Genomic DNA, 17106 nt, shown 5'->3' with positions numbered 1-17106 from the left:
CGGCGGGGCGCCTGTGTGGGTCCCTTGCTGTTCTGGGGGAGCTGCGTGTGGTGCTCGGTTGGTTGATCGAGAAGGGTGGGCTTCATGGTGCGGCAGGGTATGACCGGGTGGCGTAAGTCAACTCGCAGCGATGACCAGTCCAATTGTGTTGAGATTGGTGGGGCGCCGGGCTTGGCTGGTATCCGGGACAGCAAGAACCGGGGCGGTGGTGTTCTGGTCGTTGATCGTCAGGTCTTCACGGCGTTCATCGACGCGGTGAAGCGCGACCGTCTCTGACCCCGCGAACGACGTTCTCGGCGCGGCCCTCGCACTCCTCGTGCGGGGGCCGCATCCCGTTCCGCCTCCTGGCCAGCCGTCCCGAGCGGACGGGAAGGACGGGAGGAACGGGAAGGTTGCGCTCGCTGCCGACGCCGTGCTGCCGGGCCGGGAGAGGCGTCGTGGTCCTCAGGATTCGGCGGTTCCCGGTGCTGCGACGCGCCGAGCGCTATGGCGGGCCTGGGTCCCACGCCGCCCGTCGAGCTGTCCCCGAGGTCCGTCGGCACGGAGGTCCATCAGCCCGGCTACTCGGCCCGGGGTGGGCGGTGCCCGGTAGGAATGCGAACGGGGTGTGGACGGTGAACCCGTCCACACCCCGTCTCGGCCGTTGTCAGCGCGTGGGGCGCACCAGGCGGTCGGTGCCCACGCGGTCCCGCAGTACCTCGGGCACCAGCACCGAACCGTCCTCCTGCTGGAACTGCTCCAGGATGGCGGGCATCAGCCGGCTGGTGGCCAGGGCGGACCCGTTCAGGGTGTGCACGAACTGGGTCTGCTTCGCCTGCGGCGCGCGGAAGCGGATGTTCGCCCGCCGGGCCTGGTAGTCGCCGGCCCAGGACACCGACGACACCTCCTTGTAGCCGTTGGCGTGCGGCATCCACACCTCGATGTCGAAGGTCCTGCGCATCGTGGCGCTGGTGTCACCAGCGGCGAGCTTCGACGTCCGGAAGTGCAGGCCCAGCCCGCGCACCAGTGCCTCGGCGGCGTCGACCATCGACTCGAAGGCCTCGGCGGCGCCGTCCGGGGTGGTGAACTGGAACAGCTCGACCTTGTTGAACTGGTGTCCGCGCACCGTGCCCCGCTCGTCGGAGTGGGTGCCGGCCTTCTCCCGGCGGTAGCAGGGCGTGTAGGCGAAGACCCGGCGGGGGAGCTCCGCCTCGGTGAAGATCTCGTCCTGGTGGGCGGCGAGGAGCGCGGTCTCGGAGGTCGGCAGCAGGAACTGCGGGCGGTCCGACACCGGGTTGGCGATGTGGTAGACGTCGTCGCTGAACTTGGGGAACTGCCCTGCGGCGAAGCCGGCGCTCTCCAACAGCATGTGCGGCGGCAGGACGAAGGTGTAGCCGGCGGCGTTGTGCTGGTCGATGAACCAGTTCAGCAGCGCCCATTCCAGACGGGCGCCGTAGCCGGTGTACATCCAGTAGCCGGAGCCGCCGAGTTTGGTTCCCCGGTCGAAGTCGACCAGCCCGTACTCCTTGGCGACCACGGTGTGGTCGATGAAGTCCCCCAGGGCCGGCTTCTCGCCCCACACCCGCAGGACCTCGTTGTTCTCCTTGCCGCCCGGCACGACGTCGTCGGCGGGCATGTTCGGCAGGCCGGCCATCTCCTGGCGGAGTTCCGCGCCGACGTTCTCCAGCTCGCTCTCGAGGGCGAGCAACGCCGCCTTGGTGTCCGGGGGCGGGGGCAGGGGCTCGCTCGACTCGCGCTTGGCCTTCGCGTAGGCGCGTGAGGCCTCCTTGCGCTTGCGGCGCTCCTCCTCGATCCGCTGGAGCAGCTGACGGCGCCGCGCGTCGAGGTCGACGATCGCGGACAGGGACCGATCCACCTCGGAGCTGTCGAGTCGTTTCGACAGGGCGGCCGCGACGGCCTCCCGCTCACGGCGGATCAGGTCCAGATCAAGCATGGCGTTCCTTCGTCAGCTCAGGTGCGAGAGTGCGTGAACTCGCCTTCAGGTGGCGGAAGCGGACCAACCGGGCTCCCTACCATGTCGAACGATCGGAAAGTCTAACGGGAACACCGCTCAGGTCCGGCGGCGGGTTGAGACCGGGTACCCGATCACCGGCAGGGTGGTTGACCTCGGCCAACGCCGTGGTCCAGGCTTCGCGTGGCTGGCGTCTGCCGCCGCGCTGGGGCCCCCGAGTGACGGGGCCGGCGGCAGGCGGTGCCGGGTTGCCCCGGACTCCGGGCGGGTCGGTCTCGCGGCCCGACGGATCCGGCTGGCGCGTCCGCTGGTGTCTCAGTCCAGCGGGTTCTGGGCGAGGAAGTCGAGGACGGTGTCGCTGGCGGCGGGGCGGGCCTCCAGGTGGACCCCGTGCCGGGCTCCGTCGAAGATCCGGACCCGGGCGTCGGGGACGCGTCCGGCGATGCGGTGCGCGTTCTCGGGTGGGGTGAGGGCGTCGTCGCCGCCGTGCAACACCAGGGTGGGAGCGGTGATCCGGGGGAGCAGGTCCCATCCTCGGTGGTCGGTGCTGGCGATGAAGTGGCGGCGCTGCGACCGCCGGGAGTTCGACGGGGTCACGCTCTCCACCAGCTCCGCGTGGTCCCGGACCCAGTCCGGGGTGAAGAACAGTTCGGTCAACGCGGCCCGTCCCGCCGGGGTGGATACCGTTCGCAGTGCCTCGTTCGCGGCCTCGGACCGGGGGACCTCCTCGGTTCCGCCGGGGCCGGTGGCGGCGAGGACGAGCGCGCCGATCCGGTCGGGGGCGAGGGTGGCCAGGACCTGCGCGATCCTCCCGCCCATGGAGAACCCGTAGACGTGGGCCCGGTCGATGCCCTGGTCGGTGAGCACGGCGAGGGCGTCCCGGGCGAACAGGGCGGTGGAGTAGTCGGTTTCGGCGCCGTCCTCGCTGCGGCCGGTGCCCCGGTTGTCCATCAGGATGACGCGGTGCCGGGCCGCCAGGTCCGTGGCCAGCGGGCCCCACATGCGGGAGTCGAGGGACTGGCCGGGCAGCAGCAGCACGGGGTCGCCGTCCCCGTCGCCGTCGTACCAGATGCGGGCGCCGTCAGCCGTCGTCGCGTGAGCCACGTCGGGACAAGGTACACGGCCGCACCCGTGTTCCCGGTGGCCCGGGAGGAACGGGAACGGCCCGGCGCCGGGCGGGAACACCGACCGCCTTGCGCGAGGTGGGGGCCGTGACGTCGGCTGGACCGGCGCCCGGAGGGGCTGGTGTGGACGAGGGCCGGGCCGTCCGAGCGGTGGACGGGGTTCGCTGGTGACCCTCACGTGCTGACCGCGCTGGTCCACCAGCGGCTGTGGACGCGGACGTCCGTCCGAAGGCGGGCCACGCGGGCACCGACGGGATCGACCCGAAGGCCGGGCTGCGGTGGGGGAGCCGGACTCAGGTGGCGCCTGGTGGGGAGTCGCCGAGCACGGCGTCCAGGTCCCGCAGGGCGTCCGCGCCGGCCACCGCAACTGAGGACGTTCCCGCGTCGAATTCGGCGGCGAACCGGTCGGGGCCCAGGGCTCCCCTGGCCCGGGTGGTGATGCGGTCCACGTCGAGGCGCTCCGCCGCCGGGAGGGGCGTGCCGATTCCGGCGCGCAGGCCGGTGGCCACGCCGAGCAGGCGCGCCGCCCGGGTGGCGTTGCCGGCGAGGGAATGCCCGCCGGCCAGGCCCTCCAGGGCGAGCGCGGTGGCCCGGGGGTCGGCGAGCCGCCTGGCGGTGGTGAGCCCCTCGGCGTGCAGGCGGAGCGCCGCCGCCGCGTCGCCGCGCTGTTCGGCGACGAAGCCGAGTTCGGCGAGGATCAGGGTGCTCGCCGGTTCGAAACTCGTCGTGCGGTGCCAGTCCGCCAGGTCGAGCAGCAGGCGTTCGGCCTCGTCCCAGCGGCCTTCTCGGCGCGCCCCCAGCGCCAGGCCCGTCTCCGCGTACAGCCGGCCCGGGGTGAAGTCCTGTTCCAGCGCGACGGTCCTGGCCCGTTCGTGGAGGTCCCTGGCGCGGGTGTGGTCGCCGGTGAGCAGGGCGATCCGGCCCAGCCAGGACAGCTGGTAGGAGACCTCAGGCCACAGCCGGAGCCCCTCGGCGCCGCGCAACCCCTCCTGGTGCAGGCGTTCGGCGCGGGGGTAGTCGCCGGCCAGCTCGGCCAGGGCGCCGAGCACGAACGCGCCCTGGAGCTGCCCCCAGCGGTCGCCGAGCCCCCGGAAGAGTTCACGGCTGCGGGTGGCGGCGGCGTGGGAGGCGGGGAAGTCGCCCCGGCCCATCCGCTGGTTGGCCCGGTCGGCGAGGGCGGCCGCCACACCCCAGGTGTCGCCCCGCGCCTCGATCAGGGTGAGCGCCCGGTCGGTGAGCTGGCTGCCGGCGACCAGGTCGCCCAGGGTGGAGGTCACGTAGCCGAGGAACCACAGCGCCCGGCCCCGGGCGAGGAGCGCGCTGCCCGTCGTCGCCGGGTCCTCGGAGGACACGGCCGGTGCGGCTTGCCCCGCCGGGTCGGCGTCCCCTGGTGGGCCGGCCGGCACGGCTCGACCGGCCGGGTCGGCCTCGCCTGACGGGCCGGCCGGTGGTAGCGGTGCGGGGCGGCGGGTGCCGTCGGCCCGGTGCGCGGGGTCAGGGCGGGCGGGTGCGGTGCCCGCCGGCGCGGGCGGTGCTGGTTCGGGGTGAACGCGGGCCCAGCCGGGGCGGAGCCCGGGGTCGACGGGGTGCCCGTCGAGGTCGAGCAGGCCGGCCAGCCAGGCCGACGCGGTCTCCCCGGCGGGGTGGTGGTCCGCTCCGGGCACGGCCAGCGCGGCCCGCAGCGAGCGCCGGGCCTCCGCCGTGCGCCCCCGGAGGAACCAGGACCAGACCAGGGAGGTGACCAGGCGCAGCGCGGTGTCGACGTCCCCGCAGCTGGTGGCGGTGTCCAGGGCGTGGCGGAGGTTCGCCGTCTCCGCGTCGAGCCGGTGCAACCACCGGCGCTGCTCCGGGCCACGTACCCCGTCGTCGGCCCGTTCGGCCAGGCCCAGGTAGTGGGCGGCGTGCCGGCGGCGCACCGCGTCGAGCTCGCCGGCCTCGGCGAGCCGGTCGCGCCCGTAGGCGGCCACCGACTCCAGCAGCCGGTACCGGGGGAGTCCGGTGCCGCCGTCGACGGGGGTGACCAGGGACCGGTCCACCAGGGTGGTGAGCAGGTCGACGACCTCCTCGCGGGCGACGGTGCCCCCGGGGCCCACGTCCTCGGCGGCGGCCAGGTCGAACCCGTCGCGGTGGACGGCGAGTCGGCGGAGCAGGAGGCGTTCCGGCTCGCTCAGCGGTTCCCAACTCCAGTCGAGGGTGGCGCGGAGCGTGCGCTGCCGGTCGGGTGCGTCGCGTGGGCCCCGGGTGAGCAGCCGGAACCGGTCGTCGAGGCGGCGCAGCAGTTCCTCGGGGCCGAGTGCGCGAATCCGGGCGGCGGCCAGTTCGAGCGCGAGGGGGATGCCGTCGAGCCGGGTCGCGACGGCCGCCAGGGCGCGGGCGTTGCCGTCGGTCAGGGCGAAGCCGGGCGTGGTGTCGGCGGCGCGGTCGACGAGGAGGCGCACCGCGTCGCTCCGTTCGGCCCCGGCGCGGACCTCGATCTCGGCGGCCGGGGCGCTGGCCGGGGCGGGCAGGCTGAGCGGGGGGACCGGCCACACCCGTTCCCCGGCGAGCCCGAGCGGTTCCTGGCTGGTGGCCAGGACGCGCAGCGAGGGCACCCGGGCCAGCAGCAGCGCGGCGAGGTCGGCGACGGCGGCGACCAACCGTTCGCAGTTGTCCACCACCAGCAGCCAGTCGCGGTGGTGCAGCGCCGCCGCCAGCCGTTCGCCGGTGCGCGGGTGGTGGGGCTCGTCGGAGGCGCCGCCGAGGACGTCGCGCAGTCCGAGAGCCGAGGCCACCGCCTCGGCCACCCGGTCCACCGGGTCCCCGTGATCAGGGCCGGGAGCGTCCAACCCGGCCAGTTCGACCAGCCGGGCGGTGACGGGTGCCTCGGTGTCGGGGTCCTCGGCGGGTGCGGCGGGTGGCGGTCCGCTGGTGGGGTGGACCGGCGGCGGGTGGTCGGGGTGCTGGGTGGACAGTCGGCGGGCCACCTCGATCGCCAGCCGGGTCTTCCCGACCCCGCCCGGTCCGGTCAGGGTGACCAGGCGCTGCTGGCGGAGGACGGCGACGAGCTCCGCGACCGCCGCCTCCCGACCCACCAGGGTGGTCAGCGCGGTCGGGAGGGGCGCCGCCGTGCCCGCCGCCGGCGCGGGTGGGGAGGGCGCGGCGAGCGCGGGGTCCTGCCGGAGGATCGCCCGGTGCAGCGCGGCCACCGGTGGGCTCGGGTCCACGCCGAGTTCCTCCCGCAGGCGGTGCCGCAGCTCCTCGTAACCCGCCAACGCCTCCGCCTGCCTGCCGGCCCGGTAGAGGGCGATCAGGTGCCGTTCGCGGAGCCGTTCCCGGGTGGGGTGGCGGGCGACCGTCGGCGTGAGTTCGACGGCGAGCCCGGCGTGGTCGCCGAGCCGGAGCCGGGCCTCGGCCCACTCCTCCGTCGCGACCAGCCGTTCCTCCTCCCACACCGACGCCGCCGCCACGGCGGCGGGTTCCGCCGCCAGGTCCGCCAACGCCGGCCCCCGCCACACCGCCAGCGCCTCCCCGAGCCGGCCGGCGCGGACCTCGGGGTCCCTGGCCGCCCGGGCCTCGGCGACCAGGCCCCGGAACCGCCGCAGGTCCAGGTCGGACCCGGCGACGGCCAACAGGTAGCCGGGGGGTTGGCGGACGACGAGGGCCCCCGCCCCGGGCTCCGCCCGGTCCAGGGCGCGGCGCAGCTGGGACACCTTGGTCTGGACGGTGTTCACCGGGTTGCCCGGGGGGCGGCCACGCCACAGCCGCTCGACGAGCGCGCTGGTCGGCACCGGCCGGCCCTCGCCGAGCAGGAGCACCGCGAGCAGGAGCCGGACCTTCGCCTCCGGCACGGTCACCGCCGTGCCCGCGTCCGTCCACACCGCCAGTGGCCCCAACACCCCGAAACGCACCAGCGGACCCTAGCCGTCGTCCCCGTCACGACCGGGTCGTGCGCGCACCCGGGGGAAACCGTGCGCGTGGGCGACGAGGGTGGTCGTCGAACCGGGGAGGGCATGGCTCCACCAGGACCACCCGGGTGCGGTGTGGACGGACGAGGCACACCGCCCTCCCCGGCGCCGACACGACGAACGACGAGGACGAGGACCATGAGTGACGAGCGGAGCACGCCAGCCCCGGTGACCCTGATCGGGCTGGGCCCGATGGGGCGGGCGATGGTGCGGAGCCTGCTGCGCGCGGGGCATCCGGTGACCGTGTGGAACCGCACGGCGAGCAGGGCCGACGAGCTGGTGGCCGAGGGGGCGACGCTGGCGGCCAGCCCGGCGGAGGCCGTCGCGGCCAGCGAGGTCGTCGTGCTGAGCCTGACCGACTACCAGGCCATGTACGAGGTGCTGGCGTCGGCGACCGGCGCCCTGGCGGGGCGGACCCTGGTGAACCTGAGTTCGGACACCCCGGAGGTGACCAGGGAGGCCGCCCGCTGGGCGGAGGGCCACGGCGCGCGGTTCCTGACCGGTGGGGTCATGGTTCCGGCAGTGATGGTCGGCACCGACGCCTGCTACGTCTACTACAGCGGCGAGCGGGACGTCGTCGACCGGCACCGCTCGACGCTGGCCGTCATCGGGGAACCCCGGTACGTCGGGCAGGACCCGGCCGCCGCCCAGCTGTTCTACCAGGCCCAGTTGGCGGTGTTCCTCACCGCGCTGGCCGGGCTCCTCCAGGGCACCGCGATGGTGCGCTCCGCCGGGGTGAGCGCCGCCGACTTCGTCCCCCAGGCGTTCGGGACGTTGACCCAGCTCCCGGCGATGGTCGCCGGGACGGACGAGGAACTCGACTCCGGTTCGTACCCGGGAGACCAGAGCACGGCGACGATGATGGGCGCCACCGCCGACCACATCCTCCGGACGAGCGCCGCGCTGGGCCTCGACCTCGCGCTGCCCGGCGCCGTGCACTCCCTGTACGAGCGGGCGATCGCCGCCGGTCACGGCGGGGACAACTGGACGAGCCTGTTCGAGATCGTCCGAGGCACCTCGGCCTGAGCGGCAGCAGCGGCGGCGTCGGGCGCCCCGTGGCCTGGGGGAGGGGCCCGGTCAGCGGACGGTGGGGAACCTCGTGGTGGGCTCCTCACCCCACTCGGGCGGCGGCTGCTGGCCGCCCGGCGGGCGACCGGGTGGGGGACCGTCGACCACGCGACCCTCGCGCGGGGGGCCGCCGTCCCCGGGCCGCCCGCCGCGGGGCTGGCCGCCTTCCACCGGGCGCCCGTCCCGCGGCGGTCCACCGGGCCGGCGCTCACCCCGGCCGGGCTCGCCGGGCTGACCGCGTCGACCATCAGGTCGTCCGCCCGGTGCCCGGTCACGGCCCGGGCGGACGACCGGCAGGTGCACGGTGTCGGCCTCGGAGTCCTCGACGGCGGGCCGCCGGGGGGCCGGGCGGCCCAGCGCCTCGGTCACGGCCTCCTCCGGTCCGGGCGGTGGGGTGCGCAGGGCGGTGGTGGGCGCCGCCGACCCCGCGGGGGTGCGCAGCGCGGTGGTCGGCGCTTCGGGCGTGGGCTGGGCGGGGAGCGCGGTGGTGGCGTCCTCGTCGGCCGGTGGCCTGGGCATCGCCGTCGTCGGGGCGGCCGGGGGCGGCACCGACGACACCGGCCGTGGCGGGGTCGGCTCGGTGTGCTCGCGGGACGCCGGGGCATCGCCGGCACCGGCCGCCTCCTCGGCGGGAGAGGGGGACACGGCGGCGGGCACCGGCCCGGTGGCCACCGCCCACCGCAGCGCCGGCACCCCCGCCGCCCAGTCGGTCAGCTTGCCCATCGGCGCGACGCCGAACCGCATGACCAGGTAGGCGACGAGCGTGCCCAGCACCAGTCCGGCGATCACGTCGTGCGGGTAGTGCGCGCCGACGAACACCCGGGAGAACGCGGTCACCACGGCGGAGACCAGCACCCAGGTCGCCACCCGTCGCCAGGCCATCGCCAACCCGACCGCCGCCGCCGTGGCGAAGGTGGTGTGGTTGCTGGGGAACGAGTAGTCGCCGATGGGATCGCAGGCCACGATCATGACCACGTCGATCGACTGGCAGGGTCTCTCCTGCCCGACCCCGGTCTTGATCGCCTCGCTCACCAGGTAGGAGAGGGCCGTCGCCGCGAGGGCGAGCAGGGCCAGCGGCAGAGCCCGGCCCCCGGCCCCCCTGGCCCGCCACCAGTTCAGCAGGAGCAGCACGACCAGCATGATCGGCAGCCCGTCGGTGATGATCTCGGAGGCGAGGTGCACCCAGTCCGGCGTTCCGGACGCGAACTCGACCAGCCCCCGGTACAGGCTCGCGCTGATGCCGGGGACGCCGTCAGGGGTCTGTGCCATGCGTGTCCGTTGTCCAATCTCGGTCGGGCGGCGGTCCGCGCTACCGGCGGGGGCGTGGAACGGGGCGGGTGCGGGACCCGGCCGATGATCTTGACACAGTCGTGGGTGCCGTCTCGGCGGGCGGGGTTCTGGTGCTCCTCGTTCTCCGGGGGACGCGTGTCGTCGTCCCGACGTTGCCCGCCCCGTGCGGTGCCTGGGGCCGCCGGCCCGGGCCGCCGACCTCTCCTCCCAGGATCTCGCGCTTGCCGGATCGGTGGTCGGCGGGGTCGCCCAGCGTGAGCGGGCTGGCGGGCCGCCGCCCTCGTGGGTGCCAATCCCGTCGCACGGACGGGGGTGGGCGGACGGCCCGTGGTGTCCGCAGGGGAGGCCGAGGTGCGGCGGCCGTCTCCCCTCCGCCGCGCGCCGCACCTGGCGGGTGGGGATGCTCGGCCCGGGCCGCCGCACCGGTGAGGGGATCAGTGCTGGGCGTCGGCGAGGGTCAACAACAGCGAGAACGTGAGGTTCCCGGTCGCCAGGAGTCCGCCGAGCACGGCGGTCCAGTCGACCCGGTACTCCCGCCCGGTGAGGGCCGACAGGACGGCGCACGCCAGTGCCGAACCCGCACTGACCAGGGAACCGACCGGGAACACCCAGCTGGCCACGGCGAGACCCAGCGCCACCGGGCCCAGCCAGGCCCCGCGCCCGGGGCGTTGCCCGGCCGGCCGTACCCGGGTTGCTCCCACGATCCGGCCCCCTCCACCTGCGGTTCCCCGCGCCCGGTTGGAGCGGGGTGGACGTCCTCGGCGCCCCACCGTGGCGTCCCGGGCGGGGAGCACGGCGGGCGGAGGCGTGCGTCTCGCGGTCGGTCCGGCGAGCGTCGTCGCGAGTGTCCGCCGCCGGGGATGGGGTCGCGGTGAGGGCACGCGTGCTCCTCGGCCGATGACCTCCACCGGGTGGTGGGTTCCGCCATTCCGGGGGGTGGGTGCGGGTGCCGGCCCGGCGGTGTGATCGGCGATCGGCGGGACGACGACACCCGAGTGGCCGGCCGGTGGCGGAGCCGGGGGCGAGCGGTTCCGCGCTTCCACGGCCCCCGCCGGGCGGGCCACCGCCGTCCACCGCACCGGCTCCCAGGGGCGGCGCGTGTCCCCGTCCGGACGTCGGCCTCGTGGCCAGGGTGTGGGGCGAGGCCGGTGGGAGCGGCCCGCTCCCGTGCGGCACCGCCGGGTAGTCCGGGCCCGCCGGGGAGCCGGCGTGTCGGTGTGCCGCCGCGTCCCGGGAAGGGGACCGTGCCCCCGGCGAACCCGGCGAACCCGGCGAACCCGGCGAACCCGGCGAACCCGGCGAACCCGGCGAACCCGGCGAACCCGGCGAACCCGGCGAACCCGGGGACCCGTGGGGCGGGCGGGGCCGGAGCATGATGGAGGCCGACGTGCTTGTTCGGCGCCGACCACCGGGACGACCGGTGCGGTGCCAGCCCCGGAAGGTGACGGGAAGGGGACCGCGATGGCCGTGGACTGGCGGGACTACGACCGGGACGAGTTGGCTCGGCAGTACTCGCCGAGCTCCCGGGTGGACGACATCGGGCCCTACCTCGCCGACTACGCCCGCCGCAGCGACGAGGCCCGCCGGGACCTGGTGGTCCACCGCGACCTCAGCTACGGGACCGACCCCGAACAGGCCTTCGACTACTTCCCCGCATCCAGGGCGGGCGCGCCGCTGCACGTGTTCGTCCACGGCGGGTACTGGCAGGAACTCAGCCGGCACGACTCGGCCTTCCCCGCCCTCGACCTCGTCCCGGCGGGCGCCGCCTTCGTGGCACTCGGATACGGGCTCGCCCCGGCCCACGACCTCGCCGAGATCGTCGCCTCGGTCAGCCTCGGCATCCGTCGCCTCTGCCAGCACCGGTCCGAGCTCCCGGGGACCCCCTCGGAGGTCCACCTGAGCGGGACCTCGGCCGGGGCGCACCTGGTGGCCAGCGCCCTGCTCGACGTCGAGGGCTGGCGGCGCGACGGTCTCGACCCCTCGCGGGACGTCGCCAGCGCCACCCTCCTCAGTGGCGTGTACGAGCTGGAGCCGTTGCGCCACACCTACGTCAACGACGCCCTGGGCCTGGACGCGGCGGCCGCGGCCGCGCACAGCCCGCTCCTGGCCCTCCGCTCGCCGCTCCCGCCCCTCCTCGTCGCCCTCGGTCGGAACGAGACGGAGGAGTTCGGCCGGCAACACCGGGAGTTCGTCGACCGCGCCCGCGCCGTGGGCACCGAGGTCACCGACGTCGTGGTGCCCGGGCGCGACCACTTCGACCTCCCCCTCGACCTCGGCCGGCGGGGCACGGTCGTCGGGGACGCGGTGCGGCGGCGGATGCGGTTGGGCTGAGCCGGACCGGCGAGCGGTGCTCCGCTCGGGTGGCGCGGAGTCGCGTCGTACCGGGGGCGGCGGATCGGCCCCCGGGGCGCACCGCTTCCGGCGCCGTGGAGCGGGCCCCGCACCGGCCCCGGTCGCGCCAGGGCGGCCTGGGTGTCGCCCTGCCGGATCGAGGCACGGATGGCGGGTGGGGTCGGGGTCGGGTGGACCTGGCCGGGTCCGGTCCTGCCGCCCGCCACCGGGAACCGCCGCCAACCGGAACCCCTCCGCCGGCCGCCATGCCACCCGGCCGCCGCCTCGGGAGGTGATCGGCGCCGCGCGGATTCGCCAGAAGCCCCGGGATCTCGCCCGCGCACCGTCGACGCGGGCCCGCTGGGCGCCTCGGTGGGGGCGATGGTGGATCGCGGCACCACGGCGCGGAGCGGGGGCGGTGTCATCCGCCGCCCGGCGTCCCCGGCGGGGCGTGTGGGCGTGGAACGGCTCGGGACCGGGGGCCAGGGCGCGGCGAGGTGGTGGTGTGGAGTTCGGTGGCTGGTTCCCGTCCGCCATGTGACGCAGCCCTCATGCGGACGGCTCCGCCGAACGGCCCACGCCGGCCGGTGGCGGGGCGAGCGGGCGGGGGCCGGACGGCGGTAGGGCTGCGGAGAGCGCGGATGGGCCGTTGTGGTCAACCTTCGACGCCATCGGGGCCACGCCAGGGTGGTCCGTTCGTTCGACCACCGGCCGAGGAGCGTGAGCCAGCGGTGCCGGCGGTGGGGAACCGCCGATCCGCGCGTCGGAGTGCGAAAATTGGCACCCATCATTTGTCCAGATGAAACAATAAATTTAGCGCATATCTAATCTTGACGTTTGGGAGCGCTCCCACTTACGCTCGGGCGGCCGTGTGGCGGCACGGATCGGAGGTGGCGACCAGCGGACTTCCAGCACATTCAAGACCCTCGCGATGCGTGGTTCACCCCTGGGTGAGCCGTCCTCTGGAACCGGTTCGGCGTTCTGCGGTCAGGGTGTTGACGTGACTGGCCATGCGGACCCGGCGACGTTGCTGGGAGGCGGGATTCGTTCGACGACCGCATTGGTGCTGACCGGGGCGAGGGGGAAAGTGGTGACCGTGGTTCTTCCTGACGGTAGGGTTGCTGTTCTTGAGGGCTTGAGTCCGAAAACCGAATTCACCGTCGAAATCCAGGACCTGCTCGCCAGGTACCTCCGGACGAGCGACCGGGAGAGGTGGGGAACCGAGGTCGGGGCAGTGGTCTCGGAGGTCCTGCCACCCCTGCGCGAATTCGTCCTCCGAGGGCGGCCCATCCCGCCCGGGGTGCTCCGCCGCATCGAGATCACCTCGGACGGGCTGGTCGAGGCCGGGGTGCCCCGGGGAGAACTCGCCGACGTCAGTCGCCGTGTCGCCGCCCGAGGAGCGGGGCGGCTCATCCACCGGGGCGGGGGAGTCCCCCGGCGGTTCGTCACCGAGATCTGCAGCCGAGTGGTGGTCGCCATCCACGACGTCATGTGGGCCATCCTCGGTGGTCGGGCGCACCCGCCGGCGCCAGCCCCGCGCCGGCCGGAACTCCGCGAGGTCGACGGCCTGGAGCTGCGCATCCTCGCGATGGTCGCCCGAGGGTTCTCCACGGTGGAGACCGCGAAGGCGCTGCACTACAGCCGCCAGGCGGTCAGTTACCACCTCGGGCGGTTGATGGCCCGCTTCGACGCCCCCAACCGCACCGCCCTCGTCGCCGCCGCCTACGAACACGGCCTGCTCCCCCGAGGAGCCGCCGGCCGAAGCCGGCGGTACTGAGCGGGACCCGACCGGCCGCGAGGGGGCGGCCGGTCGGGCTCCACCCCCGCCTCAGGCGGGGAGGACCGCTCCTCCGCAGTGCGCGAGCGCCCGACTGACCGCCGCGAGGTCGGCGCACCCCTCGCCGGCCATCGTCTCGGCCAGCCTGTCGTGGAACCGCGACAGCAGCGCCGCCGCCTCGACCTCGTCCACCCGGCCCCTGGCCAGGGCCGTGGCCAGCGCTCTGGTGAACCCGTCCGCCGTCACCTGCGCCGAAGCCCAGTAGAACGCCGCGCCCACCGCCGCCCGTGTCGCCGAGCCCGCCGTCGTCGACGGCACCCGGTACCCCGCCTCGGTGTCCCGGAGGAACGCGAAACCCGTCCCGGACGCGGACATGCGCAGCCACGTGTGGTCGTCCTCGGCGACGTGGGTGGCGGGGAACGGGCACCGCGTCGCCAGGTCGATCCGCGTCGAGACGGTGGAGGTCAGGCTCGTGTAGCCGAGTTCGGTGCCGATCCTGATCCAGGCGTCCGGTCCCTCCGGCGGCCCCTCGCGGTGCGAGTCGAGGATCTCCCGGATCGACGGGGTGACCCGCTCCTCGGGGACCGGTCGGCCGTGCTCGTCGATGACGGTGAAACCCGAGTACACGAAGTCGACGGTGGGCCGCTCGGCGAAGACGCGGCGGGTCCTGCGGAGCCGGTGCGGGTGGGCGAGGTCGTCGGCGTCGAGGAACAACACGAACGGGGCTCCCCTTGCCGCCGCCCAGGACACGCCCCGGTTGCGGGCCGCCCCCGGCCCGCCGGTCGTCTCCGCGCGGAGCACGACGAGGCGCTCCGGATCCCCCGCCCGAACCGCCTCCAACCGTCGCCCCACGTCCGGGTCCGGGGAGGCGTCGTCCACGATGACCGCTCGCCAGTCGCGGTCGCTCTGCGTGAACAGGCTGGCGACGGTGCGTTCCAGATACTCCCAGGACTCGTCGGACCGGGCGTGGTGCGGGATGACGAAAACCGGGCTCGCGCCGAGGTCGACCATTTCCGATGCTCCCGAAATACCTGTTTCCTGGGGGTGGGAGCACAACCTACGGGTACTCGGTGTTCCGCTGTCAAACAACGTTAACAGAAGCTCTAACCTTCGCCTTCGGCTGCCCTTTCCCGGTGCCGGCCGACCTATGGTGGGGCGATCGCCGGTTGAACCGCCCCAGGAGGAGGAATCGTGACGCACCGAATCTGGGAAATGACCGGTGTCGATGCCATTCTGTTCGACCTTGACGGTGTCCTGGTGAATTCGGCGCGCGCGATCGACGTCGCGATGCGGCGCTGGGCCGTCGAGCGCGGGCTGGACCCCGACGCCATCGCGTCGTTGGCCCACGGCCGCCGTGACGAGGACCTGGTCCGCTTGGCCGCCCCCCACCTGGACGTGGACCCGGAGGTCGACCGCATCGCCGAACTGGACTTCGAGGTCATGGACCAGGTCACCGCCATCCCCGGCGCCTCGGCGCTCATCGGGCTGCTGCCACCCCTGCGGTGGGCGGTGGTCACCTCAGGGGCGGCCTCGATCGCGTCCGCGCGACTCGCCGCCGCGGGCCTGTCCCGCCCACCCGTGGTGGTGACCGCCGAGCAGGTCGCGAAGGGCAAACCCGACCCGGAGGGATACCTGCTGGCCGCCGAGCGACTGGGTGTGGAACCCACCCGCTGCGTCGTCCTCGAGGACGCTCCCGTCGGGTGGGACGCCGCGACGGCGGCCGGGATGAGGTGCGTCGGCGTCGGCTGGGAACTCGCCCGGTCGCGACCGGAACTGGCCGCCTGGGTCGAGGACCTGAGCCCCGTCCGCGTCACGGAGGAACCGTCCGGCCTGCGGTTGACGGGTAGGTCGCCGGCACCGGCGACCGCCGGACGGGCGGAGGACTGAGGAGGCCGTGGTGGATGACGTGGTCGACCTGCTGGTGGTGAAGGTGGGCGGGAGCCTGGTCTCGGAGAAGGCCCGGCGCGACCACCTGGACCACGACGCCCTGGCGGGGTACGCGGCGCAGATCGCGGACCTGCACGCCGCCGCCCCCGGGCGCGTGGTCCTCGTCGTGGGCGGCGGATCCATCGGGCACGGGGCCGTGCGGCACCTCGACGCCGACGACCCCCTCGCCCCGTTGCCCCTCACCCGTGCGACCTTCGACGTCAAGTGGTCGTGGGTGCGGGCGTTGCGGGACCTCGGCTCGCGGTGCTTCCCCGTCCAGGTCGCCGCCATCTGCGTGCTCGGCCCCCGGGGGCCGGAGGTCAGCTTCGGGACCGTGCGACGCCTGCTCGACCACGGCATCCTCCCGGTGCTGGCCGGTGACAGCGTGCTCTGCGCCGACGGTGCGCTGCGGGTGTTCGGCAGCGACCACGTCCCGGCCGTGGCCGTGCGTGGCACGCCGGGTCGGACGCGGGTCGCCGTGCTCACCGACGTCCCGGGAGTGCTGGCTGGCGGTCCCGGCAGCCAGGAGGTGATCCCGGAGATCACGCCGGGGTCCTCGGCCGAGGCGTTCCGGCGGATCTGGCCGGCGGCGGCGCACGACACCAGCGGATCGATGGGGGGCAAGCTGACGGCGCTCCTCGACCACGCCCGCGACGGCGCCGAGTGCTTCGTGCTTCGAGGCGATCCGACGGCGCCGGACCTGCGGTTCCTGCTCGAAGGGCGCGGCAGGTGGCCCGACGTGCCGCACACCCGGATCGTCGCCGACACCACCGGTTGAGCCGTCCCGTCAGGTGATCACCGGGCGCGGACGCGTGTCCTCCCGGGAGGGGTGCGACGCCGGTGCCGACGCGGCGCGCGAAGCGGAGGCACCCCCGACGGCGAGGGGCCGGGCCGGCCCTGGCCATCACCCGGTGGGGAAGGGCTTCTCGAAGGATCCGACGACAGCCCCGGGAAGGCGGATTGGTGGGGCACCGCCCACGGGCGACGGCACCCCACCCGAGCGGGGCGACCTCAACGGACCGCGTCCACCGCCTTCGCCGAACCCGTCGCGCGAGCCGACCGCACCGCCGTGACCACGCGGTCCACCACGGTGTCCAACGGCAGGGTGGCGTCCACCTCGACCCATCCGTGACGGGCCGACCACTCGTCCAGCAGCGACAGGATCGCGCCCTGGTGGCGCAGGAAGTTGTCCCGCCCGCAGTCGGGGTCCATGCCGCACTCGTAGGGCACCAGGTCGTGTTCCTTCCGCCGCCACGCGGCCTCGGGCTCCAACCGGAGGTAGAGCACGAGGTCCGGCACGGGCAGCCCGGCGACGACCGACTCCACCCAGCCCCGGTCCATGCCGTAGACGATCTCGCTGGCGGCGTGCTTCATCCAGTAACCGTCCAGCACACCGACGGCCTCGTCGCCGGCCTCGTCGCCGGCCGGGGGCTGGCTCCGTTCGCCGAGCAGGGCCATGCCGATCGACCACATCAGGAACAGGAACCGGGGCGGATTGGGCATCTCGGCGACGCACAGCCGCAGGTCGGACACCGGCGGCCGGAGGAACCGGGTGGCCGGGTAGTCGGGGTTGTCGACGATGCGCCACCGTTCGACGAGCTGCGCGGGTTCACCCGCCTCGACGAGCCGGTCGACCGCCAACGAGGTCACCGTCGACTTCCCCGCGCCGTCGCTTCCCACAACCGCGATGATCAT

General features: G+C 74.6%; 13 protein-coding genes. 6 read left to right on the top strand and 7 right to left on the bottom strand.

Annotated features, from left to right (window positions below; genetic code table 11):
• Positions 1–84 precede the first annotated feature (84 nt).
• The gene (locus ACOJVX_RS14740) at positions 85–276 is read left to right on the top strand and encodes a DUF397 domain-containing protein (protein ID WP_418153794.1); all 192 of its coding nucleotides are present in this window, start codon (positions 85–87) and stop codon (positions 274–276) included.
• Positions 277–646: 370 nt separating this feature from the next.
• Here the strand turns inward: ACOJVX_RS14740 and serS are convergent, their stop codons facing one another.
• The 3 genes from serS to ACOJVX_RS14725 all read right to left on the bottom strand — a co-directional run bounded on the left by serS (position 647) and on the right by ACOJVX_RS14725 (position 6962).
• Complete coding sequence (gene serS / locus ACOJVX_RS14735) at positions 647–1933, bottom strand: serine--tRNA ligase (protein ID WP_026420657.1); 1287 nt, start codon at positions 1931–1933, stop codon at positions 647–649.
• Positions 1934–2266: 333 nt separating this feature from the next.
• On the bottom strand, positions 2267–3055 hold the full coding sequence (locus tag ACOJVX_RS14730; protein WP_030227211.1) for an alpha/beta fold hydrolase: 789 nt from the start codon (positions 3053–3055) through the stop codon (positions 2267–2269).
• A 313-nt stretch (positions 3056–3368) separates the two neighbouring features.
• Positions 3369–6962 carry an ATP-binding protein gene (locus ACOJVX_RS14725; protein ID WP_422646847.1) on the bottom strand — a complete coding sequence of 1198 codons (3594 nt, stop codon included), beginning with the start codon at positions 6960–6962 and terminating at the stop codon, positions 3369–3371.
• 195 nt (positions 6963–7157) lie between these two features.
• On the opposite strand from ACOJVX_RS14725, the gene ACOJVX_RS14720 reads away from it, so the two are divergent.
• On the top strand, positions 7158–8045 hold the full coding sequence (locus ACOJVX_RS14720; RefSeq protein WP_026420654.1) for an NAD(P)-dependent oxidoreductase: 888 nt from the start codon (positions 7158–7160) through the stop codon (positions 8043–8045).
• Positions 8046–8096: 51 nt separating this feature from the next.
• Here ACOJVX_RS14720 and ACOJVX_RS14715 read toward each other — a convergent pair whose 3' ends face one another.
• Both ACOJVX_RS14715 and ACOJVX_RS14710 read right to left on the bottom strand, forming a co-directional pair.
• On the bottom strand, positions 8097–9356 hold the full coding sequence (locus tag ACOJVX_RS14715; RefSeq protein ID WP_051314395.1) for a phosphatase PAP2 family protein: 1260 nt from the start codon (positions 9354–9356) through the stop codon (positions 8097–8099).
• Positions 9357–9811: 455 nt separating this feature from the next.
• Positions 9812–10078 (bottom strand): hypothetical protein, encoded by a 267-nt coding sequence (locus ACOJVX_RS14710; RefSeq protein ID WP_103056590.1) that lies wholly within the window; start codon positions 10076–10078, stop codon positions 9812–9814.
• 724 nt (positions 10079–10802) lie between these two features.
• Between ACOJVX_RS14710 and ACOJVX_RS14705 the strand changes: the two genes are divergently transcribed.
• Positions 10803–11708: an alpha/beta hydrolase gene (locus tag ACOJVX_RS14705; protein WP_245588980.1), complete on the top strand. Its 906-nt coding sequence runs from the start codon at positions 10803–10805 to the stop codon at positions 11706–11708.
• A gap of 1135 nt (positions 11709–12843) precedes the next feature.
• Positions 12844–13485, top strand: coding sequence for a helix-turn-helix transcriptional regulator (locus ACOJVX_RS14700; RefSeq protein WP_418155651.1), 642 nt, complete (start codon positions 12844–12846; stop codon positions 13483–13485).
• 51 nt (positions 13486–13536) lie between these two features.
• On the opposite strand, the gene ACOJVX_RS14695 is transcribed toward ACOJVX_RS14700, so the two are convergent.
• Positions 13537–14496, bottom strand: coding sequence for a glycosyltransferase family A protein (locus tag ACOJVX_RS14695; RefSeq protein WP_051314393.1), 960 nt, complete (start codon positions 14494–14496; stop codon positions 13537–13539).
• A 180-nt stretch (positions 14497–14676) separates the two neighbouring features.
• On the opposite strand from ACOJVX_RS14695, the gene ACOJVX_RS14690 reads away from it, so the two are divergent.
• Both ACOJVX_RS14690 and ACOJVX_RS14685 read left to right on the top strand, forming a co-directional pair.
• Positions 14677–15372: an HAD-IA family hydrolase gene (locus ACOJVX_RS14690; RefSeq protein ID WP_245588979.1), complete on the top strand. Its 696-nt coding sequence runs from the start codon at positions 14677–14679 to the stop codon at positions 15370–15372.
• A 10-nt stretch (positions 15373–15382) separates the two neighbouring features.
• Positions 15383–16189: a hypothetical protein gene (locus ACOJVX_RS14685; RefSeq protein ID WP_026420650.1), complete on the top strand. Its 807-nt coding sequence runs from the start codon at positions 15383–15385 to the stop codon at positions 16187–16189.
• Positions 16190–16422: 233 nt separating this feature from the next.
• Here the strand turns inward: ACOJVX_RS14685 and ACOJVX_RS14680 are convergent, their stop codons facing one another.
• The gene (locus tag ACOJVX_RS14680) at positions 16423–17106 is read right to left on the bottom strand and encodes a thymidylate kinase (protein WP_030227221.1); all 684 of its coding nucleotides are present in this window, start codon (positions 17104–17106) and stop codon (positions 16423–16425) included.

Origin of the sequence: Actinoalloteichus caeruleus, assembly GCF_049311605.1 — a bacterium.
GTDB lineage: Bacteria > Actinomycetota > Actinomycetes > Mycobacteriales > Pseudonocardiaceae > Actinoalloteichus_B > Actinoalloteichus_B caeruleus.
Note: the sequence above shows the minus strand (reverse complement) of the source record. Positions and strands in the feature narration are given on the sequence as shown.